Annotated in this window: 19 protein-coding genes; 12 read left to right on the forward strand and 7 right to left on the reverse strand. The window is 62.2% G+C overall.

All coding sequences use genetic code 11. From position 1 onward, the window contains the following. Positions 1–6: 6 nt before the first annotated feature. The 3 genes from C8K44_RS06495 to C8K44_RS06505 all read right to left on the reverse strand — a co-directional run bounded on the left by C8K44_RS06495 (position 7) and on the right by C8K44_RS06505 (position 5,991). Positions 7–3,858 (reverse strand): hydantoinase B/oxoprolinase family protein, encoded by a 3,852-nt coding sequence (locus C8K44_RS06495; protein WP_109574950.1) that lies wholly within the window; start codon positions 3,856–3,858, stop codon positions 7–9. A 17-nt stretch (positions 3,859–3,875) separates the two neighbouring features. Next, positions 3,876–4,634, reverse strand: a complete 759-nt coding sequence (locus tag C8K44_RS06500; protein ID WP_348626320.1) for an IclR family transcriptional regulator — start codon at positions 4,632–4,634, stop codon at positions 3,876–3,878. Positions 4,635–4,836: 202 nt separating this feature from the next. Beyond that, positions 4,837–5,991 (reverse strand): M20 aminoacylase family protein, encoded by a 1,155-nt coding sequence (locus C8K44_RS06505; RefSeq protein WP_109574952.1) that lies wholly within the window; start codon positions 5,989–5,991, stop codon positions 4,837–4,839. A gap of 166 nt (positions 5,992–6,157) precedes the next feature. Between C8K44_RS06505 and C8K44_RS06510 the strand changes: the two genes are divergently transcribed. Beyond that, complete coding sequence (locus C8K44_RS06510; RefSeq protein ID WP_109574953.1) at positions 6,158–7,360, forward strand: M20 aminoacylase family protein; 1,203 nt, start codon at positions 6,158–6,160, stop codon at positions 7,358–7,360. 239 nt (positions 7,361–7,599) lie between these two features. Here the strand turns inward: C8K44_RS06510 and C8K44_RS06515 are convergent, their stop codons facing one another. Beyond that, positions 7,600–8,193, reverse strand: a complete 594-nt coding sequence (locus C8K44_RS06515) for a cupin domain-containing protein (protein ID WP_158282712.1) — start codon at positions 8,191–8,193, stop codon at positions 7,600–7,602. Positions 8,194–8,416: 223 nt separating this feature from the next. On the opposite strand from C8K44_RS06515, the gene C8K44_RS06520 reads away from it, so the two are divergent. The 6 genes from C8K44_RS06520 (at position 8,417) to C8K44_RS06545 (ending at position 17,044) form a co-directional block, all read left to right on the forward strand. Beyond that, positions 8,417–10,108 carry an ABC transporter substrate-binding protein gene (locus C8K44_RS06520; protein WP_109574955.1) on the forward strand — a complete coding sequence of 564 codons (1,692 nt, stop codon included), beginning with the start codon at positions 8,417–8,419 and terminating at the stop codon, positions 10,106–10,108. Between the two features lie 73 nt (positions 10,109–10,181). After that, positions 10,182–12,026 (forward strand): ABC transporter ATP-binding protein, encoded by a 1,845-nt coding sequence (locus C8K44_RS06525; protein ID WP_245417383.1) that lies wholly within the window; start codon positions 10,182–10,184, stop codon positions 12,024–12,026. Continuing rightward, positions 12,023–12,979, forward strand: coding sequence for an ABC transporter permease (locus tag C8K44_RS06530; RefSeq protein ID WP_109574957.1), 957 nt, complete (start codon positions 12,023–12,025; stop codon positions 12,977–12,979). The genes C8K44_RS06525 and C8K44_RS06530 overlap by 4 nt, the downstream gene beginning before the upstream one ends. Continuing rightward, complete coding sequence (locus C8K44_RS06535) at positions 12,976–13,929, forward strand: ABC transporter permease (RefSeq protein WP_109574958.1); 954 nt, start codon at positions 12,976–12,978, stop codon at positions 13,927–13,929. Before C8K44_RS06530 ends, C8K44_RS06535 begins: the two co-directional genes overlap by 4 nt. Before the next feature lie 4 nt (positions 13,930–13,933). After that, positions 13,934–15,226, forward strand: coding sequence for an alpha/beta fold hydrolase (locus C8K44_RS06540; RefSeq protein WP_109574959.1), 1,293 nt, complete (start codon positions 13,934–13,936; stop codon positions 15,224–15,226). 21 nt (positions 15,227–15,247) lie between these two features. Then, positions 15,248–17,044: an aminopeptidase P family protein gene (locus C8K44_RS06545; protein ID WP_109574960.1), complete on the forward strand. Its 1,797-nt coding sequence runs from the start codon at positions 15,248–15,250 to the stop codon at positions 17,042–17,044. 44 nt (positions 17,045–17,088) lie between these two features. Here C8K44_RS06545 and C8K44_RS06550 read toward each other — a convergent pair whose 3' ends face one another. After that, positions 17,089–17,796 (reverse strand): Crp/Fnr family transcriptional regulator, encoded by a 708-nt coding sequence (locus tag C8K44_RS06550; RefSeq protein ID WP_109574961.1) that lies wholly within the window; start codon positions 17,794–17,796, stop codon positions 17,089–17,091. Positions 17,797–18,244: 448 nt separating this feature from the next. On the opposite strand from C8K44_RS06550, the gene C8K44_RS27660 reads away from it, so the two are divergent. From C8K44_RS27660 to C8K44_RS27670, 3 genes are read left to right on the forward strand one after another with little or no spacing between them, the layout of a single operon-like run. After that, positions 18,245–18,982, forward strand: a complete 738-nt coding sequence (locus tag C8K44_RS27660; protein WP_199227029.1) for a sulfatase-like hydrolase/transferase — start codon at positions 18,245–18,247, stop codon at positions 18,980–18,982. Between the two features lie 18 nt (positions 18,983–19,000). Continuing rightward, positions 19,001–19,579 (forward strand): sulfatase-like hydrolase/transferase, encoded by a 579-nt coding sequence (locus C8K44_RS27665; RefSeq protein WP_199227030.1) that lies wholly within the window; start codon positions 19,001–19,003, stop codon positions 19,577–19,579. 11 nt (positions 19,580–19,590) lie between these two features. Next, the gene (locus C8K44_RS27670) at positions 19,591–19,845 is read left to right on the forward strand and encodes a hypothetical protein (RefSeq protein WP_245417384.1); all 255 of its coding nucleotides are present in this window, start codon (positions 19,591–19,593) and stop codon (positions 19,843–19,845) included. 403 nt (positions 19,846–20,248) lie between these two features. Here C8K44_RS27670 and C8K44_RS06560 read toward each other — a convergent pair whose 3' ends face one another. Then, positions 20,249–20,587: a hypothetical protein gene (locus C8K44_RS06560; protein WP_109574962.1), complete on the reverse strand. Its 339-nt coding sequence runs from the start codon at positions 20,585–20,587 to the stop codon at positions 20,249–20,251. 288 nt (positions 20,588–20,875) lie between these two features. Further along, a complete protein-coding gene (locus C8K44_RS06565) occupies positions 20,876–21,739 on the reverse strand; it encodes a MurR/RpiR family transcriptional regulator (protein WP_109574963.1) in 864 nt (287 codons plus the stop codon). Between the two features lie 136 nt (positions 21,740–21,875). On the opposite strand from C8K44_RS06565, the gene murA reads away from it, so the two are divergent. Together murA and C8K44_RS06575 are read left to right on the forward strand one after the other, a co-directional pair. Then, positions 21,876–23,132, forward strand: a complete 1,257-nt coding sequence (murA, locus tag C8K44_RS06570) for a UDP-N-acetylglucosamine 1-carboxyvinyltransferase (RefSeq protein WP_109574964.1) — start codon at positions 21,876–21,878, stop codon at positions 23,130–23,132. Continuing rightward, positions 23,129–24,037, forward strand: a complete 909-nt coding sequence (locus C8K44_RS06575; RefSeq protein WP_109574965.1) for an N-acetylglucosamine kinase — start codon at positions 23,129–23,131, stop codon at positions 24,035–24,037. Before murA ends, C8K44_RS06575 begins: the two co-directional genes overlap by 4 nt. The last annotated feature ends 74 nt before the right edge of the window (positions 24,038–24,111 follow it).

Raw genomic sequence — 24,111 nt, forward strand, 5'->3', positions numbered from 1 at the left:
TGGCGGTCAGGCCCAGGCCACGTTTTCCTGTGGCGCCACGGTGCCCGGCGTTCCCGGCTCCTTGCGGTAGTTGAGATCCACATGGTCCGGCGTCACGAAGCCGAGCGCGAGGTCGCGGGCAACCGCAGCGGCATCGCGTTCCGCCGAGTGTCCGTAGCCGGAGCCGCCGGCGAGCACGAGTTCAACCACCTGGTCGGTCCTGTGCAGCGACACGAGTTCGCCCGTGCCGCAGTCGCGAAGCACGCGACCTTCGGTCGAGAGCACCCGGCCGCGGGCACCGCCACCGGCCTTGCCGCCGAACAGGCCGTCGATCGGATTGTCGACGCCTTCAGGATAGACCGACACGAGCATCTCCAGCCCGTCTTCCTCGCGCTTGCGGAAACGTACGACCTGGCCCAGCCCGCCACGCTTCTTGCCTGCGCCGCCGCTGTCGGCGAGGAAGGCTTTTTCCAGCACCAGCACCGGCACCCGGCTTTCCATCAGTTCGATCGACGTGTTGGCCGCCGAGGTCGGCCAGAGCAACGAGGAATGACCGTCGCCGCGCTCCGAGCCGCCCTGTCCGCCGCCACAGAAGAGCATGTCCGAATAGAACTGCCCGTCGGTGGTCTTGCCGTAGATGTTCGCAGCGACTGCAAGTCCGGTGAACGACTGGACCATGTCGGGCGAGGCCGATGCGAGTGCCGCAAAGATGTTCGGCGCAAGATACCATCCGGTGCGCGTGCGCAGGTTCACCGCTGCCGGATAGGTCGGGTTGAGGATCGACCCCTCGGGCGCGGTCACCGTGAACGGGCGATAGCACCCGGCATTGCCGCGCACCGCCGGTGTCAGCATGCACTTCAGCGGATAGGTCGCGTGCGCCGCCGTGTAGTTCAGCGTCGAGTTGAGGCCGCCCTGGGGCAGCTGGGGCGGGGCGCCGTCGAAATCGACGGTGATGGCATCGCCTTCGACCTTTACCAGGACCGGGTAGCTGATCTTCTCGCCCAGCGGGTTGTTGGTGATGACCGAGCGGTACTCGCCATCGGGCAGCGCACGAATGGCTTCGCGCATCGCCTTTTCGGACAGGCCCTGGACGACTTCGGCGAGGGCGCCCAGGTCATGCATTCCATAGTCATGCATGAAGGCGTCGAGGCGTTCAGCGCCGAGCTTGTTGGCTGCGACGAAGGAGAAGATGTCGCCCAGCACCTGCTCGCCGTTGCGGACGTTCTGGCGGATGAGCTGGATCAGCGTCTCGTTCGGGCGTCCCTCCTCGAAGATCTTCATCGGCGGGATCTGCAGTCCTTCCTCGTAGATCTCGCGGGCATGAAGCGAGTCCTTGGTGCCCCCGATATCAGAGACGTGGCCGACTGTGCCCATCAGGCCCACCAGCTTGCCATTGCGGAAGGCCGGCGTGACGATGGCGATGTCGAACAGATGTCCGGCGCACAGCCACGGGTCGTTGGTGATCAGCACGTCGCCTGGCTTGAGCGTCTCGGCCGGGTAGCGCTCAAGCAGCGCCTTGACCGCTCGGGGCAGGGTCAGGTTGAAGACCGGCATCGCGCGTGGGCTATGGGCCAGCGTTTCACCGTCCTTGTCGAGGAGCTCGCAAGCAAAGTCCTGCGCCTCGGCGATAACAAGCGAAAACGCGGTCCGGCAGACCGTGAGCCACATTTCCTCGACCACGTTGACGAGGCGTGACCACATGATCTCGAGGCCAATCGGGTCGCCCTTGATGCGGGCGACGGCCTGTGCACGGGTCATGTCGTCGGTGACGAAAGCTTCGGCAGCCTTGAGTGCACCGACCTGCACGCAGAGGTTCTGGCCGGCGTCGATGGTGACGCTGTCGGACGGGCCGACGACGGTGGTGGATTCACGCTCCTCGATGATCGCGGGACCGGGGATGGTATCGCCAGCCCGCAGGGCGTAGCGGTCGTAGACGGCCGTCTCGAACTTGCCTTCATCGAACCAGCAGATGCGGTGACCCTTGACCCGGGCAGCGGTGTCGCCGCCGCCGGTGGCGCCGGTGAGCGAAAGCTGCGGCGTGGGGCCCGCGACGCGAACGCGGAAGTTGACGGATTCGAAGCGCGCGCCTTCGAAAGGCTCGGCATAACGGGCGGAGTAGGCGCGAACGAAAGCTTCGCGAATGGCTGGCAGATCGGCCTCGCCGAGCGTGGTCGCGGGCAGCGGCACGCTGATGTCGTGCATCTGGCCGACGAGGCGCATGTCTGCGCTGCGCTCGACCCCGATATCGCTTGCGGCGATGCCTGAACGGGTAAGTTGGTGCCGTCCCTCATCTTCGAGGGCGCTCAGCACGCCGTTGACCGCTTCGGCATCGAAGCCAGTCTTCAGCTCGACGCGCAGCGACCGCACACCCTCGAAGGAGAGCGGGGCAGCGAGGAAGCCGAGCGCGGATGCCGCGCCCGATGCCGGCGGGATCAGGACGGAGCTGATGCCCATTGCACGCGCCACGTCGACCGCATGGGCCGGGCCGGCGCCGCCGAAACCGACCATGGAGTATTCGCGCGGATCCTTGCCGCGCTCGACGAGGTGCACGCGCGCGGCCGAGGCCATGCTCTCGACGACCACCTTGTGGATGCCAAGCGCAGCTTCCTCGATCGTCAGGTTGAGCGGCTCGGCGACGCGCGCAATGGCGGCACGCGCGGCCTCGAGGTCGAGCTTCATGCGACCGCCGAGGAAGAAGTTGGGATCGTAGTATCCGAGCGTCAGGTTGGCGTCGGTGACGGTCGGCTGCTTGCCGCCCATGCCATAGCATGCCGGCCCCGGATCGGAGCTCGCCGAATGCGGGCCAACCTTCAGGAGACCGACATCGTCGATGGCAGCGATCGAGCCGCCGCCGGCGCCGATCTCGATCATCTCAATGACAGGTGCCTTGATCGGCAGGCCGGAACCCTTGACGAAGCGATGGACGCGCGCTGCCTCCATCATCGGCGAAATCTCGGCACGGCCGTCTTCGATCATGCAGGCCTTGGCGGTCGTGCCGCCCATGTCGAACGATATGACGTCGGAAAGCCCCGCAGCCTGACCGAACAGTGCGGTGGCGAGCCCGCCGCCAGCCGGACCGCTTTCCAGAAGGCGGATCGGAAAATCACGCGCAGTCTCCAGCGACATGAGCCCGCCGGCCGAATGCATGAGCCGCAGCGAGCCTGCGAAGCCTGCGCTGCGCAGGGATTTCTCCAGTTTGGTAAGATAGCGGTGCATCAAAGGTTGCACGAAGGCGTTGGCGCAAGTCGTTACGGTGCGCTGATATTCGCCCATTTCAGCCACAACCTCGCTCGACAGCGAAATCGAAAGTTCTGGGAAGGCGGCCTTGATGATTTTTGCGGCCCGACGCTCATGGGCCGCGTTTGCATAGGAATGGATAAACGCAATCGCGATGGCCTCGCAGCCCTGTGCGACCAGCGACTTTGCAGCCTGCAGGACCTGAGCCTCGTCGAGGGGCGTTTCCACCGCACCGGCAGCGTTCATGCGTTCGTCGACTTCGAGGCGCAGGTCGCGCCTGACAATGGGATCGGGGAACGAAACAAACAGATCGTAGATGTCGTAGCGCTGCTCCGTTCCCATCTCGAGCAGGTCGCGGAAGCCGCGCGTCGTGATGAGGCCGACGGGTGCGCCCTTACGTTCGATGACAGCATTGGTCACCAGCGTCGTGCCGTGAACGATCTCGCAGACATCCGAATGCGCGATGTCTTGCAGCGCAAGCAATTCCTGCAGACCAAGGAGAGCGGCCTGTGACGGGTCATGAGGTGTCGTCAGCCGCTTGTGCAGCGTTACGGACTGGTTCTTGCCGTCATAGAGGACGAAGTCGGTGAACGTTCCACCGATGTCGAACCCCACGCGCCAGCGGTTGGTCAGATCACTCATTACAGATGTCCTTTTCTTCAGATCCGGGGGGCGACGAAAGCGGTGTCGCCCAGGTCCTCGGCAATGCGGGCTGCCCCTTTGGCGAGAGCAGCAATCATCTCGTTGCGGCCGTCAGTCTCCACGAGTGAATGCGGGTAGACGATGCAGAGGCTGACCGCTTCGTCGGTACGGGGGTCGGCGACTGATATGGCGATGGCGTCCACGCCAGGCGTGGCCTCCTGACTCGAATAGGCGAACCCTTGTTGCCGTATTTTCGAGAGCTGCTCAGGCAGGTCTGCGAGCGCACCGTGTCCGGCGTAGAGTGCAAGCACCTCGTCATTGCCAAGCCGTGCCAGCAGCGACCGTCCCGTCGCGCTGAGGTGGGCGGGCAGTCGCCGGCCGATGTTGCTGACGACGCGGAGCGCGTTGGTGCCCTGGAAATCGGCCACGGCGGTCACTTCCTTGCCATCGCGCACGGAAATGTAGCCGGTATGCCCAAAAGTGTTTGAGGCTTCAGCCACCACTTCGCTGGCGCGGCCGATCAGCAGCGACGAGCGACGGTAGGCGGCGGCGAGATCGAGCATCAGGCGGCCCGGGCGGTGTCGGTGTGTGTCACCTATCGTCTCGAGCATGTTGGCTTCGCGCATCGCCTTCAATAGGCGCGACGCGTTGGCTTTCGGCATGCCGAGAAGCCTCACGACATCCGAGACCGTAAGGTCAGGACAGTCGTTGCCGAAGCACCTCAGTACGTCTGCGGCATTCTGAAGGACCGACATTTCTCCTCCGAGTCGTTCCATAAAATGGAACTCGAGTTCCACTTTTCGCAACTAATGCTCTCGTCCGTTCATTCGGTCAAGCTAAAAAATGAGCCGACTTCCCGATGTCAGCGGGCTGTCGGCTTGACGGGACGGCAACGGCAATGCTTCGCCGGCCCCGGCGGCGACGCAGGGTCAAGTGAAGTCCTCAGGTCAAGGAATTGATTTTGCTGGCGCAAGCGCCTCAGGCGGCGCCGCGCACCTCGACGAGCCGGGCCAGCAGGCTGGCGCCGACGGGCAGGATCGTGTCGTCGAAAATGAATCCGGGATTGTGCAGCGGAACGGTCCCGCCATGCCCTAGGTTGAAGAAAGCACCCGGAACGACTCGCAGAAGATCGGCCATATCCTCCGACCCCATTGTCAGTTCGGCATTCGGCTGCGCCTTGTCGCCGACGATCTCTTGCGCAACCTCGATGAGGTTGCCCACGCGCTCCGGATCGTTCGACAGGACGTCGAAGATGTTGCGGATATCGGCAACGATTTCGATCTCATGGGCGAGGGCGAAGCCAGCGCAGAGCTTGCGAATGCGGTTTTCGATCATCACGCCGTCGGCGTCGTCGAAGTAGCGGAACGTACCGCGCAGGACCGCCGTTTCAGGAATGACGTTGTAGGCCGAACCGGCATGGAACTGGGTAACCGATACGACGGCTGGATGCGTTGGGTCGGTGTTGCGAGAGACGATCTCTTGCATTTCTTTCACCAGACCCGAACCGATGGTAATCGGATCGCGGCTTGCCTGGGGCATGGCTCCGTGGCTGCCCCGACCATGCAGCGTGATATCGAAGAAACTCGCACCTGCTTGCGCCTTGCCCGGCCGTATCGTCAGCTGCGAATGTCCCTGGTAGGGAGAATTGTGCATTCCATAGAGTTCGTCGCACGGGAAGCGGTCGAACAGGCCGTCGCGCAGCATGGCCCTGGCGCCACCAAGGCCTTCTTCCGCCGGCTGGAAGATCAGCACGGCCCGGCCTGAGAAATCGCGATTGCCGGCAAGATATCGCGCTGCACCGAGCAGCATGGTGGTGTGCCCATCGTGGCCGCAGCCATGAAACACCCCGGGGTTCTTGGAGGCATAGGGGAGGTTCGTCAGCTCATCCATCGGCAAGGCATCCATGTCTGCCCGCAAGCCGATGCTGCGCCCCGGCCTGGAACCTTCGATGACGCCGACGAGGCCAGTCCCGCCGATCCCCCGCTCGACGGCAACACCCCAACTCGCAAGCAGTTCCGCGACGCACTGTGAGGTGCGATGCTCTTCGAAGCCGAGTTCGGGGTGCTGGTGGAAGTCCCGGCGTATCGCGGTGAGATCCTCGGCGAACTGGGCAATCTGTTCAATCACAGGCATGGCGGTACCGTCAGTCTTGGTTTGGGCCAGTCTGTTGCACTGGCGTCTTGTGGAGGCAAGCGTTTCATTTTAGGGCGTGGGCATACGTTGTACGCGCAAGCGTCGGCCCGGAACGCCTGCAGCTCACCATGTATTCAGCCTTTCCGGCCGACAGAAAGAGGACGAGATGCCGACCACGGACACGATCGAAACCATTGCCGAAGAAGCCGCGGTGTGGCGCCGCCATCTCCACGAAAACCCCGAGCTTCTGTTCGATCTGCCCAAGACGTCTGCCTTCGTCACGGAGAAACTCAGGTCGTTCGGCTGCGACGAGGTCGTCACAGGAATCGCGAAGACAGGCGTTGTCGCCGTGGTAAAGGGCAGGTTGGGCGGGGGACGCACCATCGGCTTGCGCGCGGACATGGATGCCCTGCCGATGAGCGAGCAGACCAACCTGCCGCACGCCTCGAAGACGGAGGGCAGGATGCATGCGTGCGGCCATGACGGCCACACTGCGATGCTGCTTGCTACAGCCCGCCATCTCGTGTCCACGAGAGATTTTGCCGGAACGGTCGTGCTCATCTTCCAGCCTGCGGAGGAGGGCGGCGCCGGCGGACGCGTGATGATCGAGGAGGGGCTCCTGGAACGCTTCGGCATCGAGGAGGTCTTTGGCATGCACAACGAGCCGGGCCTGCCGGTCGGTTCGTTCGCGATCAGGCCCGGCCCGATGCTGGCCGCTGCCGATCGCTTCGTCGTCACCTTGCGCGGCAAGGGCGCCCACGCTGCCTCGCCGCATGAATCGCGCGACCCCGTGCTTATCAGCGCGCATCTGGTGACAGCGCTCCAGTCGATCGCCTCGCGCCACGTCGATCCCTTCGACCCGGTCGTCGTTTCGGTCACCTACATCTCCGGCGGCAATGTGCTGGCGCTGAATGTCATTCCGGAACAGGTCATCGTCGGCGGCACGATCCGCACGGTCGACCCGACCACGCGCAAGGCAATCGAACAACGCTTCAGGGACATCGTGGCCAACACCGCCCGGCTCTTCGAGGCTGAGGCCGATATCGAATGGCGCCCCGGCTACCCGGTTACCGTCAACGATCCGGAGATGACGAAGATCGCGATCGCGGCCGCCTCGCAAGTAACGGGACCGGATAATGTCGACGGCAATTGCCAGTGCACGATGGGCGCGGAGGACTTCTCCTACATGCTCGAGAAGCGTCCAGGCGCGATCATCTGGCTGGGAAACGGCGACTCTGCCGGGCTCCACAACCCGGCTTACGATTTCAATGACGATGCCATTGTCCATGGTATTCGCTACTGGTCCACGCTCGTGGGCGAACGACTAACGCCGCAACGCGCGCCGTCTATTTCGCCGGCTGCAAAGTGACCGCCAGTTCCATGATGTGAATTCAGGTGATGGGTCGAGGCCTGTCGGACCGAGAGGTTTGACAGGCCATCGGGTCGGTGTCGTGGTTAGGGTTTTGGCGCCGACCGCACAAGCGAATGCGGCTATCCGCAGATGGGCCGGCGCGAGCGGCCTCCAGAAACCCACCGCGCCATTTGGTCCGAGTTCAACTTTTTTACCGAACGTGAAAATTGCTCTTTCTGTGCCTGACCCCAACTTGGTCAGATGAAGAATGGCAATGTGCTGACGTAAAGCTCGATGGCGTCTTCATCACCAAGCGTAGCTGTCCGGTGGGGCTTGTCAGTCTTGAAATGTATGGAATCGCCTGGCTTCAAGATGTGCCGTTCGCCGTCGATTTCGTAGAGAACCGTTCCCTTGAGAACGTATGCTATCTCCTCGCCATCGACGCGCATGACCTCCGTCACTTTGCCTGGAGCGCGGTGTACAAGGCACCCGTTCAGCTTTGCACCCGGAAAGCCAATGCCCAGCAACTCATAGGTCCGATTTTCATCGCCCAAATGGAACCGCTCTCGTTCGCCAGACCGGGAAACCACACCTGCCCGTCGCGGCGAGATTACGAACGCATCAACCGGCGAGTCCAGTGCCTGCGCGATGGCGCACAGCGAAGAAAGCGACGGCGTCGATTGCCCGCGTTCGACCTGAGAAAGAAAACCGACCGACAGTTGCACCCGGTCAGCAACTTCCTGAAGTGTCATTTCTATTTCGCGCCGCCGACGCCTGATCTTGGCGCCGATAGCCACTGCGCTGGCATTCGGTTCATTGGTCGGCGCTGTTTTATGCTTCTTCTCTGGCATGCTCATTCATAGCGCAAATCTGCGCGCCATTGCTCCTTGGATGAATCCCTTCTTGCCTACATTAGCGCCACAAACTGGCCTCTGTGAAGCGAGGTAAAAAAATTATAGCCAACCTAAAAAAGACAGTTTAAGAACCGCTGGGAGTACATCTAAGCACAGCAGGGAGGAAGGCGTGCGCTCATCTGGGACTTCTGCGATTCTGGCTGCCTTGGCAGCATCCACGATGATATTTGGCATCGGCGCGGCTTCTGCGCAGGAGGCGGTGAAAGGTGGCGTCTTGCGCATCCTGGCCACCGGCGAGCCCGACCACATCGACCCGATGGCCGGCGCAATGGTCAACACCAACAACCTGGCGCGCGCCATTTCCCGCCAGCTCATCAGCTATGAAGCCTCGAACGATCCTGAGGTCGCCATGCGTGCAGTTGGCGATCTGGCGGTTGAAGTGCCTCAGCCGACCGACAACGGCCTGACCTACACGTTCAAGCTGCGGCCAAACGTGATGTGGAATGCTCCTTCGGGACCGCGGGCAATGGTTGCCGCCGATATGGAACGCGGCATCAAGAAGATGTGCAATCCGCAACTGCAGCCAGCTACGCTGAGCTATTTTACCGGCCTGATCTCGGGCTTCGCCGAGTTCTGTGACGGCTTCGCAAAGGTCGAGCCAACCGCGCCTGCCATCAAGAAGTACATTGAAGAAAACAGCGTTCCCGGCATATCCGCCCCCGACGATCAAACCATCGTCATCAAGCTGAAGGAGCGCGCGGGCGACTTCATCTACATGCTTTCGCTGCAGAATGCCGCGCCGGCGCCTGTCGAGGCGCTGGACTTCGTACCAGACAGCCCGGAGTATCGGGCCAACTACGTCTCGGTCGGACCTTACACGATTGGCGAATACACCCCGGACACGCTGCTTCGGCTTGTGCGCAACCCGGCTTGGAACGCCGAATCCGATCCGCTTCGCAAGGCTTATGTAGACGAGATCGAGATTACGATGGGTCTGCAGGCCGATGCCATCATGCAGCAGCTGCAGTCTGGTGACGCCGATATCGCATACGACATCAACGTGCCGACGGCTATTCTCTCCACGCTGGCCGCTCAGGGCGATGAAAAGCTCACGGCGCTTTCGGCTGGCAATACCAACTTCATCACCATCAATACCCAGTCGAACAACAACAATGGTGCGCTGAAGGACCTGCGCGTACGCCAAGCGCTGCAGTATGCCGTCGACAAGTCTGCGATCGTCCAGCAGTGGGGCGGGTCTACGGTGGCAGAACCGGTGCACGGCATATTCGGCGTCGGACTTCTCGGCCACCACAAGTTCGACCTCTACCCCTCGACGGACTCCAAGGGCGATCCGGAAAAGGCAAAGGCGCTGCTGGCGGAAGCAGGCTTCCCGGACGGCATCACGCTGAAGATGCCCTATCGCAACAAGGACCTCGAAGTCGCGACCGCAGCGACCATTCAGGCCAGCATGGCGCGCGCCGGCATCAAGCTGGAGCTGACCCCGGTAACCGCGGCCGACTACTACTCGAAGTACCTGACCAGCGAAGCCAACATCAAGGATGGCACCTGGGACATCGCCCCGGTGGGTTGGACGCCGGATTGGGTTGGTGGCGCGGCACGCTCCGTCTTCCAGCCGCAGTTCATGTTCGACGGAACGCATCAGAAGTACAACTACGCCGACTACAACAACCCGAAGGCCAATGAAGTGGCCGCCCAGGCGATCAACGCGACCACACCAGAAGAAACTGCCAAGCTCTGGGCACAGGTCGACGAGATCGTGATGGGCGACGCACCTGTGGTGCCACTCATTGCCAACAAGAACCCCCGCTATCGCAGCGAGGCGGTCAAGAACTACCAGACTTACGCGCTCGGCGTTGAAGGTGACTGGACCAACGTCTGGCTTGAACGCTAAGCCCATTGCAGTAACTGCCGCGCCGCGCTTGCGGCGCGGCAGTTGATTCCGGCAAATCCGCGCGAGGCCCATTTTGGCTGTTCTGGAAGTACGCAATCTCCGGGTCGAAATCCCGACCGAAGATGGCGTTGTGCAGGCCGTGCGCAACGTATCGTTCTCTGTGCGGCCGGGAACGCTGTTCGGCATCGCCGGGGAATCCGGCTCCGGCAAAAGCGTGCTGACCCAGTCCATCATGGGGCTGACGCCCGCTGCCGAAGTGAGCGGAGAAGCCCTTTTCGAAGGCCGCAACCTCGTCGGCATGCCGCAGTCGGAAATGCGCAAATTGCGTGGCGGCAAGATCGCCATGGTCTTCCAGGACCCGTTGTCCAGCCTGCATCCCTATTTTACCATCGGCGCGCAGATCGCCGAGGCGCTTCATTTCCACGAGAAGATTTCACCAGCGCAAGCACGCGCCCGCGTGATTGAAATGCTCAGCAAGGTCGGCATTCCCGACCCGGCTGCGCGGGTTGACGACTATCCGCACCAGTTCTCTGGCGGCATGCGCCAGCGTGTCATGATCGCCATGGCCCTGGTCCTGAAGCCGGCGCTTGTCATCGCAGACGAGCCTACCACGGCGCTTGATGTCACCGTGCAGGCGCAGATCATCGAATTGCTCGACAGCATGCGCCGGGAGTTGGGGACGACGATCATCCTGATCACGCACGACCTTGGCCTGTTGTCCAACGTCGCCGACGACGTCATGATCATGTATGCCGGCAACAGAATGGAATACGGGCCGGCAGATCGGATCCTGCGGTCGCCTGCGCATCCCTACACGACCGGGCTTTGCCGCTCCTCGCCCGCCAACTACGAACCCGGTGCAAAGCTGGCGCCCATCAAGGGCCGGCCGCCGAGCCTGCTGGCAACGCCGCGCGGATGTGTATTTGCGCCCCGCTGCAGCGAGGCAACGCCGCAATGTGCTTCCGCCCCGCCGCCGCTGCGCGTCTTTGATGACGGCGTGGAGTCGCTGTGCTGGCTCGAAGCCGCGCCGGCCGGTGCCAAACCTGTGAACGCTGCGCCGGATTTCGCGGCCAAAGCAAAGCCAGAAAAGGTGGCCGAGGTAAGGAACCTGCACCTGACTTACGATGTCGGCGGGTTCTTCGGCGAGCGACGCAAGCTCGACGTCCTCAAAGGCATCGACCTCACAGTGTGGCGTGGGGAAACGCTCGGCCTTGTCGGCGAAAGCGGTTGCGGCAAGTCTACGCTGGCCCGCGCCATCGCCGGCCTGACGCCGACGACCAGCGGGTCAATCGAGCTTCTTGGGCGGGACGTCGGCGCGCTGACCCCGTCCGAATGGCGCGCAATGCGTCGTCAGGTGCAGGTGGTGTTCCAGGATCCCTACGGCTCGCTCAATCCGCGCCGCCGGGTGGGCTCGATCATCGGCGATCCGTTTCGCCTGCATGGTGTCGCCAGTGGCGAAGAGCGCAAGGCGAGGGTCCGCACGCTCATGGAGATGGTCGGGCTGAACCCCGAGCACTACAATCGCTTCCCGGCGGAATTTTCTGGCGGTCAGCGGCAGCGCATCGGCATTGCCAGGGCCCTCGCGCTCAACCCGTCGCTGATCATCTGCGACGAGCCTGTTTCGGCGCTTGACGTTTCGATACAGGCCCAGGTGCTGAACCTTCTGCGCGAACTGCAGCAAGAACTGGGACTGACCTATCTCTTCATCTCGCACGACCTCTCGGTGGTCCGGCATCTGTGCGACCGCATCGCCGTCATGCAGGCGGGACGCATCGTGGAACTGGCCGAGAGCGAGGCGCTCTTCCGCAACCCGGCGAATGACTACACCCGCGTTTTGCTCAACGCATCGCATGTGCCGCCAAAGCTGAGCCCCGCAGTCGGCCGCAAGCTGCTGGAAACACGCGAGATTACGCGATGAGCGAAACAGCCGTCGAAGAGACCGATGTCGTCCAGCGTGGAGCGTTGGACCTGACGCTGCGACGACTGCGGCGCGACCGCGCCAGCATGATGGCACTCGGCATTATTGTCTGTGTCATCCTGCTTGCGGTTCTTGCGCCATGGATAGCTACCCTGACGGGCCATTCACCGATCGAGCAGTTCCGCGAGACGGGCATGACTCCGGCCGGCATTCCGGTCGGCCCAAACGCTGAGTTCTGGCTTGGCACCGACCAGCTCGGCCGCGATGTTCTGGTGCGCCTTGCCTATGGGGCGCGTATCTCCCTTCTGGTCGGCGTTCTCGCCTCATTGGCGGCGTCGCTGGTCGCAATTGTCGTTGGCTTGACCGCCGGCTACTTCGGGGGACTGGTCGACATCATATTGAGCCGCGTCATCGATCTGGTAATGAGCGTACCTTTCCTGTTGTGTGCGCTGGCGCTTGTTTCTGCCTTGGGACCAAGCATCCTGCTCAGCGTTGCGGTGATCGTATTCTTCAGCTGGGCCCCGATGGCCCGCGTCATCCGCGGCCAGGTGATCAGTCTCAGTCGTCAGGAATTCGTCCAGGCAAGCCGCGCATTGGGCGCGGGGCCGCTTTCCATCATGGTCGTCGACATCCTGCCCAATCTTGCAGTGCCGATCATCGTCTACACCACGATGCAGATCCCGAGCTCCATCGTCTTCGAAGCGACCCTGTCATTTCTGGGGATGGGCATCGTGCCTCCGACACCGAGCTGGGGCGGCATGCTGGCGGACGCCTCGTCCAATTCGCTCTACCTGATCGCATGGTGGATGGTGTTCGTTCCCGGCCTCGCGCTGCTCATGACGACACTCGCCTTCAACATTCTTGGCGACGGCCTGCGTGACGCGCTCGATCCCAAGAGTTCGAGAATGGCGAGAAACCTCAAGAGGCAAAAGAAGGCGGCGAGCAAACCGTGATCAAGTTCCTCCTACGCCGCATCAGCTTTGGCGTCGGCGTCTTGCTGGCGCTCAGCCTTTTCGTATTCTTCCTCTTCTTCGTTGCCCCGGGTGATCCGGCCGCCATGATCGGCGGTGAGAAGGCGAGCGAAACGCAGCTGACGCAAATCCGCAAGAACCTTGGGCTCGACCGGCCCTTGCCCGAGCAGTATGTGCGCTTTCTCGGCAAGGCCGTGACCGGCGATCTGGGCTTCTCCTACAGGAACCAGCAGCCGGTGACGAAAATCATCATGCGGCGGGTGCCGGCAACGCTTTCCCTGGTCATCGGCGCGGTCGTGCTTTGGTTGGCCATCGGCATTCCCATCGGCGTCATGTCGGCCCGTCATCCGGGAACGCTGCGCGACCGGCTCGGCCAGGCCTTCATCCTCGTTGGCTTAAGCTTCCCGACTTTCGTGCTCGGAATGATGGCTCTCTACTGCCTCTACTTCCTGCCGCGTCAGGCTGGCTTCACGCTGTTTCCAGCCGGCGGATACAAGGCGTTCACCAGCGATCCGTTGATCTGGGCATGGCATCTGGCATTGCCCTGGATGACGCTCGCCCTAACGATCGCGGCAGTCTATGCGCGCCTCACGCGGGGACAGATGCTGGAGGTAATGGGCGAGGACTACATCCGCACCGCGCGCGCCAAGGGCGCTACCGAACGCACGGTGGTCTGGAAGCATGGGATGCGCGCGGCGTTGACGCCGCTGGTCACGCAGCTTGGCTCGGACATTGCACTGCTTCTCGGCGGCGCCATCGTCATCGAGCAGGTGTTCGGGCTCCAGGGAGTCGGCGCACTGGCGGTACAGGCGGTCAACAACCAGGATCGCCCCATCATCATTGGCGTCGTTCTACTCGGCGGCCTCTTCATCGTCGTCGCCAATATCATTGTCGACGTCCTCTATGTCCTGCTGGACCCACGCGTGCGTTGAACCCATGATCGTCTCTGAATACACCATCCCCGGAATGCACATTCGCGACCATGTGGTTGTCGTACCACTTGATTGGTCAAAGCCAGAGGGGCTGACCATCGAGCTGTTCGCCCGCGAGGTGGTCGACCCCACACGCAAGTCGGAAGACCTTCCGCTGCTCTGCTTTTTGCAAGGCGGGCCCGGGGGGAAGTCGCCACGTCCTGCCGGCGGCTCGCCAGGCTGGCTTCGCGAGGCGTTGAAGACGCATCGCGTCGTCCTGCCAGACCAGCGCGGCACGGGACGATCAACCCCCGTAACGTCGAACGCCATAAACCGGTTTGCCGATGGCGAGGCGGCCGCCGACTATCTCCAGCTGTTTCTGGCCGATGCGATCGTCGCGGATCTCGAACATCTGCGGAAAACCGGTTTTGGCGGCAAGCGTTGGCAGACGCTCGGCCAGAGTTATGGCGGTTTCCTGACCTTGACCTATCTCAGCCACGCGCCGGAGGCGCTGACGGCCTGTTACATCACCGGCGGTCTGCCGGGACTTGGCGCCACCGCCGCCGACATCTATCAGCGCACCTATCCGCGCGTTGCCGCAAAGACTGCAGCTTTCTACAAGCGCTATCCCCAACATGTCGCGCGTGTGGCCGATATTGCCGATCGCCTGGAGGAGACAATACCCACGCTGCCTGGAGATGACAGGCTCACAGTCCGACGGTTCCAGATGCTCGGCCTCGACTTCGGCATGAAGCCCGGCTTCGAAAACGTTCACTGGCTCTTGGACGAAGCGTTCGACGATTGCGCGCCATCCGGCCTGTCGGAGGTCTTCATCCGCAGCGTCTGCGATGCGACCTCCTGTGCCGACAATCCGCTTTTCGCCATCCTCCAGGAGGCGATCTACACCGGAGCCGAGCCGACGGCTTGGGCCGCCGAACGACAGAGACCGTTGGCCTTTCACCCAAATGCGCGGCCGATGCTGTTCACCGGGGAGATGATGTTTCCGTGGATGTTCGACGACATCGCTGCCTTGCGGCCCTTCAAGGCCGGTGCCGAGGCATTGGCGCAGCGCAAGCCCGAACGCCAATTCTACGACCTTTCCAGGCTGGCATCCAACGCCGTACCGGTGGCGGCGGCAATCTACCATGACGACATGTATGTCGACGCTGAGCTTTCGCTCGAAACGGCGCGCAGCGTTGGCAACCTGGACCATTGGATTACCAACGAGTTCGAGCATGACGGCCTTCGCCAGTCGGGTTCCGTGCTCGCGCGACTGTTGGACATGGTCAGGGACCAGGGCGGTCCGCTTCAGGCCTGATGGATCGAGAGGAGCAACAACATGGCCTCAACAAGCGAAGCTGGGATGCGCGTGGAGCGTCTCCGCGCCTGGATGCGACGAGAAGGTTTGCACGGCATGATCGTGCCGCGCACCGACGCCCATCAAAGTGAAGATACAGCAGAATACGACAACTGCTTGAAATACATAACTGGATTCACCGGGTCGGCAGGGATGGCGCTCATCCTGGAGGACAGCGCCCTCATTTTTGTAGATGGACGTTACCAGGTGCAGGTCGTGGACGAGGTCGACCTCGACCTATTTGAAATACGCCATCTGCACGAAGAGCCATTGCCGGAATGGCTGCGAGAGAACGCGAGGCACGACTGGCGCATAGGCCTCAATCCCATGCTGGTCAATGTCGCGCTTTTCGATCGCCTCGATGCGGCTGTTGCGGAAAGGGGTGCGGTACTCATCGAACAGGATCAGCACGCGTTTGACGAAATCTGGATCGGGCGTCCGGAACGCCCGGTCGGGCCTGTCCGATCGATGAACGTGGCCATCGCCGGCAAAAGCTCCATCGACAAACGCAAGCTGGTCGCGGCGGATCTGCAGAAAGCGGGCGCAACTGTGCTTGTCGAAACACTGCCGGACAATATCGCCTGGCTGTTGAACGTGCGCGGTTCAGACGTCGCCATGAACCCCGTTCCGCATTCTTTTCTGACATTGGACGCGGATGGCCGCGCCAATTGGTTTGTCGATCGTCGCAAACTGGGAAACAGGCTTTCGGATTTCGAGCTCGACGACACTGCGATTTCCGATCCGGAGCTGTTTCTCGGGCACCTGGCCGCTCGTGCACCGTCGGCGCGAGCGCTGGTGGACTTAGACTTTGCGCCAAAATCCGTTCATGCGACGATCGCCGGAAACGGTGGGGCGATCATTGCCGCCACAAGCCCGCTGACTATCGCGAAGGCGCGCAAAAACGCGACCGAACTTCAGGGCTTTCGTGAGTGTCACCTCGAGGATGGCGCAGCACTGACCAACTTCCTGGCATGGGTGTCACGCGAGCTGGACACCCGCGAGAAGTCCGGCGTGCCCTTGACCGAGATGGAGGCACAGGAACGCCTGCTTGAATTTCGTGCGGCGCGAAGAGGCTTCCTGGAAGAGAGCTTTATGACCATTTCGGCGGCAGGTTCGAATGCAGCCATGTGCCACTATCACTCCCGGCCGGAAACCAATGCCGCCATCACGCGAGCCGCGCCATATCTGGTTGACTCAGGCGGTCAGTATGAAAACGGCACGACCGACGTGACCCGGACGCTAATGTTTGGAGTGCCGACCCCACGGATGAAGAGCGCCTACACGGCTGTCCTGAAGGGGTTCATTGCCCTGATGTCGGCAAAGTTCCCCGTGGGGACTTTCGGTCATCAGCTCGACGCCTTGGCAAGGTTGCCGCTTTGGGAAATCGAACTCGACTATGACCATGGAACCGGCCACGGCGTGGGCCACAACCTGTTGATCCATGAGTATCCGCATCGCTTCGCAAAGAAGCCAAACCTGTACGGGCTGGAGCCCGGAAACATCATGACGATCGAGCCGGGCTACTACGAAGCCGGCGCCTTTGGGATGCGGGTCGAAAACCAGGTTGAGGTGGTGGAGGCAGGTTCAGGATTTTGCCGATTTGAAACACTGACGCTGGCGCCGATCGATCTGACCATGGTCAATATGGCCGACCTGACCAAGCGCGAACGCAGCTGGATCGATGACTACCATGCAACGGTCTTTGACAAGCTTGCCGGACTGGTGGCGGACCAGACCATGCCGATGCTCACCGAATGGACGCGCAGGCGCGAACCATGAGCCGGGGCTTCCGGGCGGCGAACCAGTGACTGCCGGGGCGCGGCTCAGCCATGGTCGCGCTCATGCTTCCGCACGCGACCGACGAGTATCTCCGGCTTGAGAAGCTTCAGCCGCTTGTAGGAGATCTCGATGAGGTGCGCCTTCTGCAGCTCGCGAAGAATCGTACCGGTTGCGTTTCGCGACAGGTTTGCGAGATGCGCCAGGTCCTCCTGTGTGAGCTCAATCTCGGGCTGCTCCTCGCGCTGGCAATCCGAATAACGGTATCCAGTCAACCGAAGCAGCACGGCGAGGCAACGCGTCGTGGAATCGCGTATCATGAGATCGCGGGCAATGCCGACCGCAACGTCAGAATTGTCAACAATGATGCCGACAAATTGACGCCACCCGTCGTTGCGCAGGGCCGTGACAGCGGTGACGCGCACCCGGCGCGGTTCCCGAGCGAGAATAGCAGCCGCCCCGAACCATTGCCCCGGCCGCAATAGGTGGGACAGTTTCGGCTGCCCGTCCCGCGATACGGTCGACAGCGAAACGTACCCTCCGACCACAGCCATTATCGGCCCGGGTGGGTCACCGACCTCGTAGACGACTTTCCCGGCTGGAATGACATTGACGCTACCTCGGGCCAGCACGGCATTCTGAAACGCCGGCGATGTCCTGCTCAGCCAGCCGTGCGATCTCAGCAATTCCTTGTCGTTGCCCCTGGCCGCTGACGGCATCTTGTCCTTCATGTTCGCCGCATCGGTCGCCTTCATCAGAGCTTGCCAGGCAACCTGACAAAACCGATCAACCTACGATTGCCCATTTCTGGGCAAACTGGAACCGAAATCGAGTCTAGCGTGACTACAGCGGTGGTCATGAAATCCAGGTATGGCGCTTGAGATCGACAACAGCTCCAGACAAGGCGGCCGCAGACAGGCAAAAGCCTGCCGGAACAGGCCTGCCAACTCGTCCACTTCCGTGCCGGATCGTGAAGTCTGGCAAGCTGAGCATCGGACGTGCCGAAACTGGCCGCAACGTACTTGCCGAACGGTACCGTTGCCGAGAGCATTGGCACGGCTGGCGCAGGCGGCGCGTCGACATTGCGAGCGGGGCGGCAGGCCAAGTGGCAGGGCGCAATAATCAAGTGCCCGATTTCCAGCCTGCGAACTGCAGGCCGATGTGCCTGACCTCAGCGCAAAAGCGCACTTCATGGAGGATCGAATGACGGTGGCGAGATTTGCTGTCGGCGCGTTGGCCGCTTGTCTGTTGATGTCGAGCGCACCCGTTGCATGGGCCCAATCAGTGCTCAGTAAAGCCGAACGCGCCAGCGAGAGCATGGAACCTGCGCTCGTCCATGCCGATCAGGCGAAGGCCGCGCAGGCCAAACTTGACGCGTTGCAGGCCAGCATGGGCAAGCGCCCGAACATAGTCTGGCTGGTCGTCGACGACATGGGATACGGCGATCCCGGCGCCTTTGGCGGCGGCGCCATGATCGGGGCGGCCACGCCCAACATGGACCGGCTGGCTCAGGACGGCCTGAAACTCACCTCCACATACTCGCAAGCGACCTGCACGCCGACCCGCTCGGTGATCCTCACTGGCCGTCTGCCGGTACGCACCGGCCTGACGCGGCCCATTCTCGCCGGCGACAAGATCACCATGAATCCGTGGGCAGATGAGATTTCGTTGCCGACGCTGCTCGGCCAGGCCGGCTACAAAACCGTGCTGTCGGGCAAATGGCATGTCGGCGAAAGCGCCGGCATGCGCCCGCAGGACGTCGGCTTCGATGAGTTCTACGGTTTCTACGAGGCCGAAAAGGAGATCAGCCAGGGCGTCGACAAGCGCCGATATCCCGATCTCGTGCTCAACCCCGAGCGTCTCGCCATGCTGCGCGCCACCGGCTCCAGCACGGCGCTGGTCCACGGTTTCAAGGGCGGCGAGACGAAAGACGTCGAATAGATCGACAGCATCGAGAAGATGGCCGAGGGCGACCGGCTGCTGAAGGAGTTCAGCGTCAAGAAGATCAAGGAACTGGCCGAGGGCGGCGCCCCGTTCTTCCTCGAACACGCTTTCATGAAGGTGCACGCCGACAATTTTGCCTCGAAGGCGTTCGAAGGCAAGAGCGGCAGCAAATATCCCTATAAGGACGACGTTGTTGAGGTCGACGCCTATATAGGCGAGATCGTCGACGCGCTCGACAAGGCCGGCGTGCTCGCTAACACCTTTGTCTTCGTTACCTCCGACAACGGACCGCAGCTCGATAGCTCGCCCGACGCCGGCTACACGCCGTTCCGCGGCGCCAAGGGCTCGGCGTGGGAGGGCGGCGTGCGTGTCCCGGTCATCGCCTACTGGCGTGGCATGATCAAGCCTGGTCGCCAGAGCGATGAGCTGTTCGACCTGATGGACCTATTCAATACTTCGCTGCATCTTGCTGGGATTGCTAATAAAAACCGACGGATCGTTACATCGATGGCATCGACCAGACCTCGTTCCTGCTCGCCGACGACGGAAAATCCAACCGCGAGAAGGTCTTCATCTGGAACGAGAAAGACCTGATGGCAATGCGGATGTATGAATACAAGATCCACATCAAGGTGGTTGAGACCAAGGCGCAGTGGCTGAACATCGACATGACCACGGTCAGCGATGTCGGCCTCGCCCCGTGGCTGTTCAACCTCTACATCGACCCCAAGGAAGAATACCCCCGTCGGGCACCGCATGAACGCCTTCCTCGCCTCCATGGCAGCAGAACTCAAGGCTCATGCTGCGACGTTCAAGAAGTTTCCGCCCAAGAACATCGGGCTGTAGGCGTGTGCGACTGAGGCCCAAATAGCTCCATAGGTGAATCGACGGACCGACTGGTCGAAAGAAAACAAAGGTTGGAGGAAGACATGGGCATGAAGTTCACTCTGCGGGCGAGTGCGGCGATCGTTGCGATTGCGCTTGGTGCCGCGCCTGTTCTGGCCCAGGACAACACGGCAGCGAAAAGTCCTTCGCCTTCGACGGCAAGATCGAGCAGGTAAAGGTGGCGCAGTAGCTTGCCATCAAAACCACCATCGTGCCGGTAGCGACCGGATCGGCTTGCGGCCTTGCGAACAGTCGTCGTTCGCAGGATTGGGCCTCATTCGCGCCGATACAATGCAATCGGCGGGGAGGTCAGGACGCAGCCAGTGGGCAACGCGCATGATGTTGGCTGTCAGTCCGCCTTTGCTCAAACGGATCTAGCTAATCGGCAGTGGAATTGATCTGCAAATTTTCTGGGACGGGCAGGCTCGAGCATCGCATATGCATATCGTGGTTGAGTTGCTTTCTTTTCTTCTCCTGATGCTCTTTGCCAGCCAGCGCGATCCCAAGCCCGTAAGGGCCAAGCAGCATGCCGGCCGGTATGCTCAATGGCTTCTTTTCTCCAGCCTCGTAATTCAGGGCCGCCTGGCGAACTTGTTCGCACTGTGGCGACCGCCATTTCGGGTCTTGAGCCGAGAGGGTGGCTGCGTACTCGGCTGGAGGCGTTGTGCATCCCGCGACTGCAAGCATTACCATAGTGGCTAGGGGACGAATGATCATGGGGTGGCGAACCTGACTATCCTTGGGGCACTCTCAAGCTTTTCCTTCATCGCGGCCACACAGGGTTGACTGGGCGAGCGCAGGTCGGGTTCGGCTCCATTGAAGCGGCCTAGCCTCTTGAGCATTTCCCCCTGTATCCGAATGCGCGAGATTTGTCTGTGGTGCTGGCATCGCCCGGCCCGATGACATTACATGCTCGCAACGCCACCAAATTGGACGATTCATCGTCAGGGCGATTGGCGTGAATTGCCCCGGCGAGGTCAGGCGGGTGGGTGGGAGGTCTGCCGGTCAGCGCAATCTGCCATCCAGCTTGAGAGCCGCGACGGCGGCCTCGCTCTTGCGGATGTGATCACCGGCGTCGGCCTGCCTCTGGACCAGCAGGATGAACAACAGGTCGGTCAGGGCCAGTTGCGCGTCGCGGACAGTGATCGAGGACGATCTCACATCGTCCTCGTCGCTTGCCGTATGGAGCACGATGGCGGCGATCGCGCTCAGCGGATTGTCTCGGAGGGAGGCGACGGCAACGACGGTTGCGCCGCTTTCGCTCGCAAGTTCGGCTATGCGCAGCGTCTCGATGCTCGTGCCCGAGTGTGAGAACGCCAGCATCACGTCGCGTGGCCCAAGCGATGCAGCGCTTGCGAGTTGAACATGGCTGTCGCTGTCATGCAGCACGTTGCGGCCGAGCTTCATCAACTTGATCGCGAAATCACGCGCCACCCACGAAGAAGAGCTGACCCCGGCAAGGTGGATCCGCTCGGCCTGGTCTAGCAGGTCGAGAACCCGTGCAACCGTCTGCTCGCTGTTGACCGACATTGTTTGCTGCATAGCCGCGAGCTTGCCGGCCACGAGCTTTTGCTGGACAGCGACGTAGCCGTCGGCGCGATCGATGCTGCCGTGAACCATGCCAGGCGGTGCCTGCCATTGCTGGACCTTGGCCTCGCTCACCGCGAGCTTCAGCTGCTGGTAGCTCGGATAACCCAGCTTCTGCGCGAACTTCACCACACTGGACTGGCTGCGGCCTGTCTGCTCGCCGAGCGCCACAGACGAAAGGCGCAACATCTCGTCTGGGTTGTCGACGATGAACTGGCCAATCTGGCGGTCAGCCGGCGCCATGGTGTCAAGCGTCGCAATGATTTTCGTGAGAACCGACATGTAGCTCCTCGGGCCTCGTGTCTGGCGAAGATCAGGGAATAGATTATTCCACGCGAGGTTGACAGGAAAGAATAATCCGATCAACTCTCTCTTCAATTTGGCTGGTTTCGACCAGTTGATGACTGGATTCTTGTGCATGGATAAGTTGCGAATTGTCGGCGGGCAGAGGCTGCAAGGGGCAGTCGCCATATCAGGTGCCAAGAACGCGGCTTTGCCGCAGATCGCGGCCTCCCTGCTCAGCCCAGAACCGCTCGAGCTGACTAACCTGCCCGCAGTGAGTGACGTCGAAAACATGCTTGGCGTCATTGCGCAACATGGCGCCGCTATCAGCCGCCAGGGTCGCACCGTGCGCATCGACGCGAGCCGTGCCTCGTCCCGCGAAACCAGCTACGACACCGTTCGCAAGATGCGCGCCACGGTGCTGGTGCTCGGTCCGCTGCTTGCCCGTTTCGGCAAGGCCCAGGTGTCGCTGCCCGGCGGCTGCGCTATCGGTGCGCGGCCTGTCGACATGCACATCAAGGCACTCGGGCAGTTGGGCGCCGACGTTGGTATCCAGGGTGGCTCGATCGTTGCCGCCGCGCCCCTAGGTCTCACCGGCACGCGCATCGTGCTGGGCTCACCCTCGGTGGGAGCGACGGAAACAGCGATGATGGCGGCAACTACGGCAAAGGGCGAGACGGAAATCGTCAACGCCGCGCGCGAGCCCGAGGTCATGGATCTCGCCGCCTGCCTCAACGCCATGGGGGCAAACATCGAAGGCGCGGGCACACACCGTATCCTGATCCAGGGTCGCACGTCCTGGCGCGCGGCCGCCCACCATACGATTCCGGACCGGATCGAGGCCGGAACCTATGCCATTGCAGCTGCCATCACCGGGGGGCAGCTGGAACTGACCAACGCGCGGCTCGAACACATGGCGTCCGTTGTCCAGGTTCTGGAAGCGGCAGGCGTCAGCGTGTGGCCCGGCGATCGCGGTCTGATCGTCTCGCGCAATGGCCCGTTGGCGCCGGTCGATCTCACCACAGAACCTTACCCCGGCTTTCCGACCGATCTTCAAGCGCAGTTCATGGCTCTGATGTGCTGCGCGCCTGGCGCGTCGCTGTTGCGCGAGACCGTCTTCGAAAACCGCTTCATGCATGTGCCCGAGCTGGTTCGCCTCGGTGCCAACATCACGTTGCAAGGCACGACGGCCCTGGTGCGCGGGGGTGTGCCGCTGCGCGGTGCACAGGTCATGGCCACCGATCTCAGGGCGTCGGTGTCGCTTGTGCTCGCCGCGCTGGTCGCCGAAGGCGAGAGCATCGTCAATCGCGTCTATCACCTGGATCGAGGCTATGAGAGCCTCGATCGCAAGCTCCAGATGTGCGGGGCGACCATCGAGCGGATAGCGGGATGACGAGCGCCGCCGTGCCTCGCTTTTTTCTCGGCGTCGATGGCGGCGGTACGGGCTGCCGTGCCCGCATCGTCGATGCGGCCGGCAATGTGCTCGGTCAGGGCCTGTCGGGTCCTGCAACAACGAGGTTCGGCATCGACATTGCCTGGGCGTCGATCGCGCGTGCATTTGGTGCTGCAGCAGAAGAGGCCGGCTTCGGCCCCGCCGAACTCTCGCGCACCTTCGCTGGCATCGGACTTGCCGGCATAGGCCGCAAAGGCGCACTGGAGGCGCTGCAGGCGATAACTCATCCATTTGCCGCCACCGGCTTCACCAGCGACGGTATGGGGGCATGTCTCGGCGCCCATTCAGGCAAGGACGGAGCGATCGTCATCGCCGGCACCGGATCGATAGGACTGGGCTTCGTCGAGGGGCGGGACCTCCGGGTCGGTGGCTACGGCTTCCCGATTTCGGACGAGGGCAGTGGCGCAGACCTCGGCTTGAGGGCCGTGCAACTCGCGCTGCGCGCCCATGACGGCAGGCACGACCGCTCGGCGCTACTGACTGAGGTCATGCAGCGTTTCCACGACGACCCGATGGAAACAGTGGCCTGGATGGACCGGGCGACGGCGACCGACTACGCGGCTTTGGCGCCGACGGTCATGCGCCACGCCGACCAGGGCGACGCGGCCGGTCGCCGCATCGTTCAGGCCGCGGCCGAGCAGATCGACACCATCGTCCGCACGCTGTTCGACAAGGGCGCGCCGCGCGTTACCTTGCTCGGTGGTCTGGCAAGCCCACTGGAACCCTGGCTCGCACCAGATGTTCGTCGTCGCCTCAAGCCGGCCGATGGCGACGCGGTTTCGGGGGCGATCATCCTGGCCAGGCGACTGGACCATGCGGCGGACGTGCCAAATGCCAAGGAATAATCCATTCCAACTATGATTGACACGAGGAATATTGCATTCTAGGACGTCTATGAGAGCCTTAGGGATCCGGCCCG

This window comes from Aminobacter sp. AP02, assembly GCF_003148805.1.
Lineage (GTDB): Bacteria > Pseudomonadota > Alphaproteobacteria > Rhizobiales > Rhizobiaceae > Aminobacter.

Coding starts and splice junctions, on each gene's coding strand:
- C8K44_RS06495 (WP_109574950.1), bottom strand. CDS start 3,858: ATGAGTGATCTGACCAACCGCTGGCGCGTGGGGTTCGACATCGGTGGA.
- C8K44_RS06510 (WP_109574953.1), top strand. CDS start 6,158: ATGCCGACCACGGACACGATCGAAACCATTGCCGAAGAAGCCGCGGTG.
- C8K44_RS06500 (WP_348626320.1), bottom strand. CDS start 4,634: ATGGAACGACTCGGAGGAGAAATGTCGGTCCTTCAGAATGCCGCAGAC.
- C8K44_RS06545 (WP_109574960.1), top strand. CDS start 15,248: ATGGCCTCAACAAGCGAAGCTGGGATGCGCGTGGAGCGTCTCCGCGCC.
- C8K44_RS06520 (WP_109574955.1), top strand. CDS start 8,417: ATGATATTTGGCATCGGCGCGGCTTCTGCGCAGGAGGCGGTGAAAGGT.
- C8K44_RS06530 (WP_109574957.1), top strand. CDS start 12,023: ATGAGCGAAACAGCCGTCGAAGAGACCGATGTCGTCCAGCGTGGAGCG.
- C8K44_RS06550 (WP_109574961.1), bottom strand. CDS start 17,796: ATGAAGGCGACCGATGCGGCGAACATGAAGGACAAGATGCCGTCAGCG.
- C8K44_RS06565 (WP_109574963.1), bottom strand. CDS start 21,739: ATGTCGGTTCTCACGAAAATCATTGCGACGCTTGACACCATGGCGCCG.
- C8K44_RS27660 (WP_199227029.1), top strand. CDS start 18,245: ATGACGGTGGCGAGATTTGCTGTCGGCGCGTTGGCCGCTTGTCTGTTG.
- C8K44_RS06575 (WP_109574965.1), top strand. CDS start 23,129: ATGACGAGCGCCGCCGTGCCTCGCTTTTTTCTCGGCGTCGATGGCGGC.
- C8K44_RS06540 (WP_109574959.1), top strand. CDS start 13,934: ATGATCGTCTCTGAATACACCATCCCCGGAATGCACATTCGCGACCAT.
- murA (WP_109574964.1), top strand. CDS start 21,876: ATGGATAAGTTGCGAATTGTCGGCGGGCAGAGGCTGCAAGGGGCAGTC.
- C8K44_RS27670 (WP_245417384.1), top strand. CDS start 19,591: ATGTATGAATACAAGATCCACATCAAGGTGGTTGAGACCAAGGCGCAG.
- C8K44_RS06560 (WP_109574962.1), bottom strand. CDS start 20,587: ATGATCATTCGTCCCCTAGCCACTATGGTAATGCTTGCAGTCGCGGGA.
- C8K44_RS06515 (WP_158282712.1), bottom strand. CDS start 8,193: ATGCCAGAGAAGAAGCATAAAACAGCGCCGACCAATGAACCGAATGCC.
- C8K44_RS06505 (WP_109574952.1), bottom strand. CDS start 5,991: ATGCCTGTGATTGAACAGATTGCCCAGTTCGCCGAGGATCTCACCGCG.
- C8K44_RS27665 (WP_199227030.1), top strand. CDS start 19,001: ATGGCCGAGGGCGACCGGCTGCTGAAGGAGTTCAGCGTCAAGAAGATC.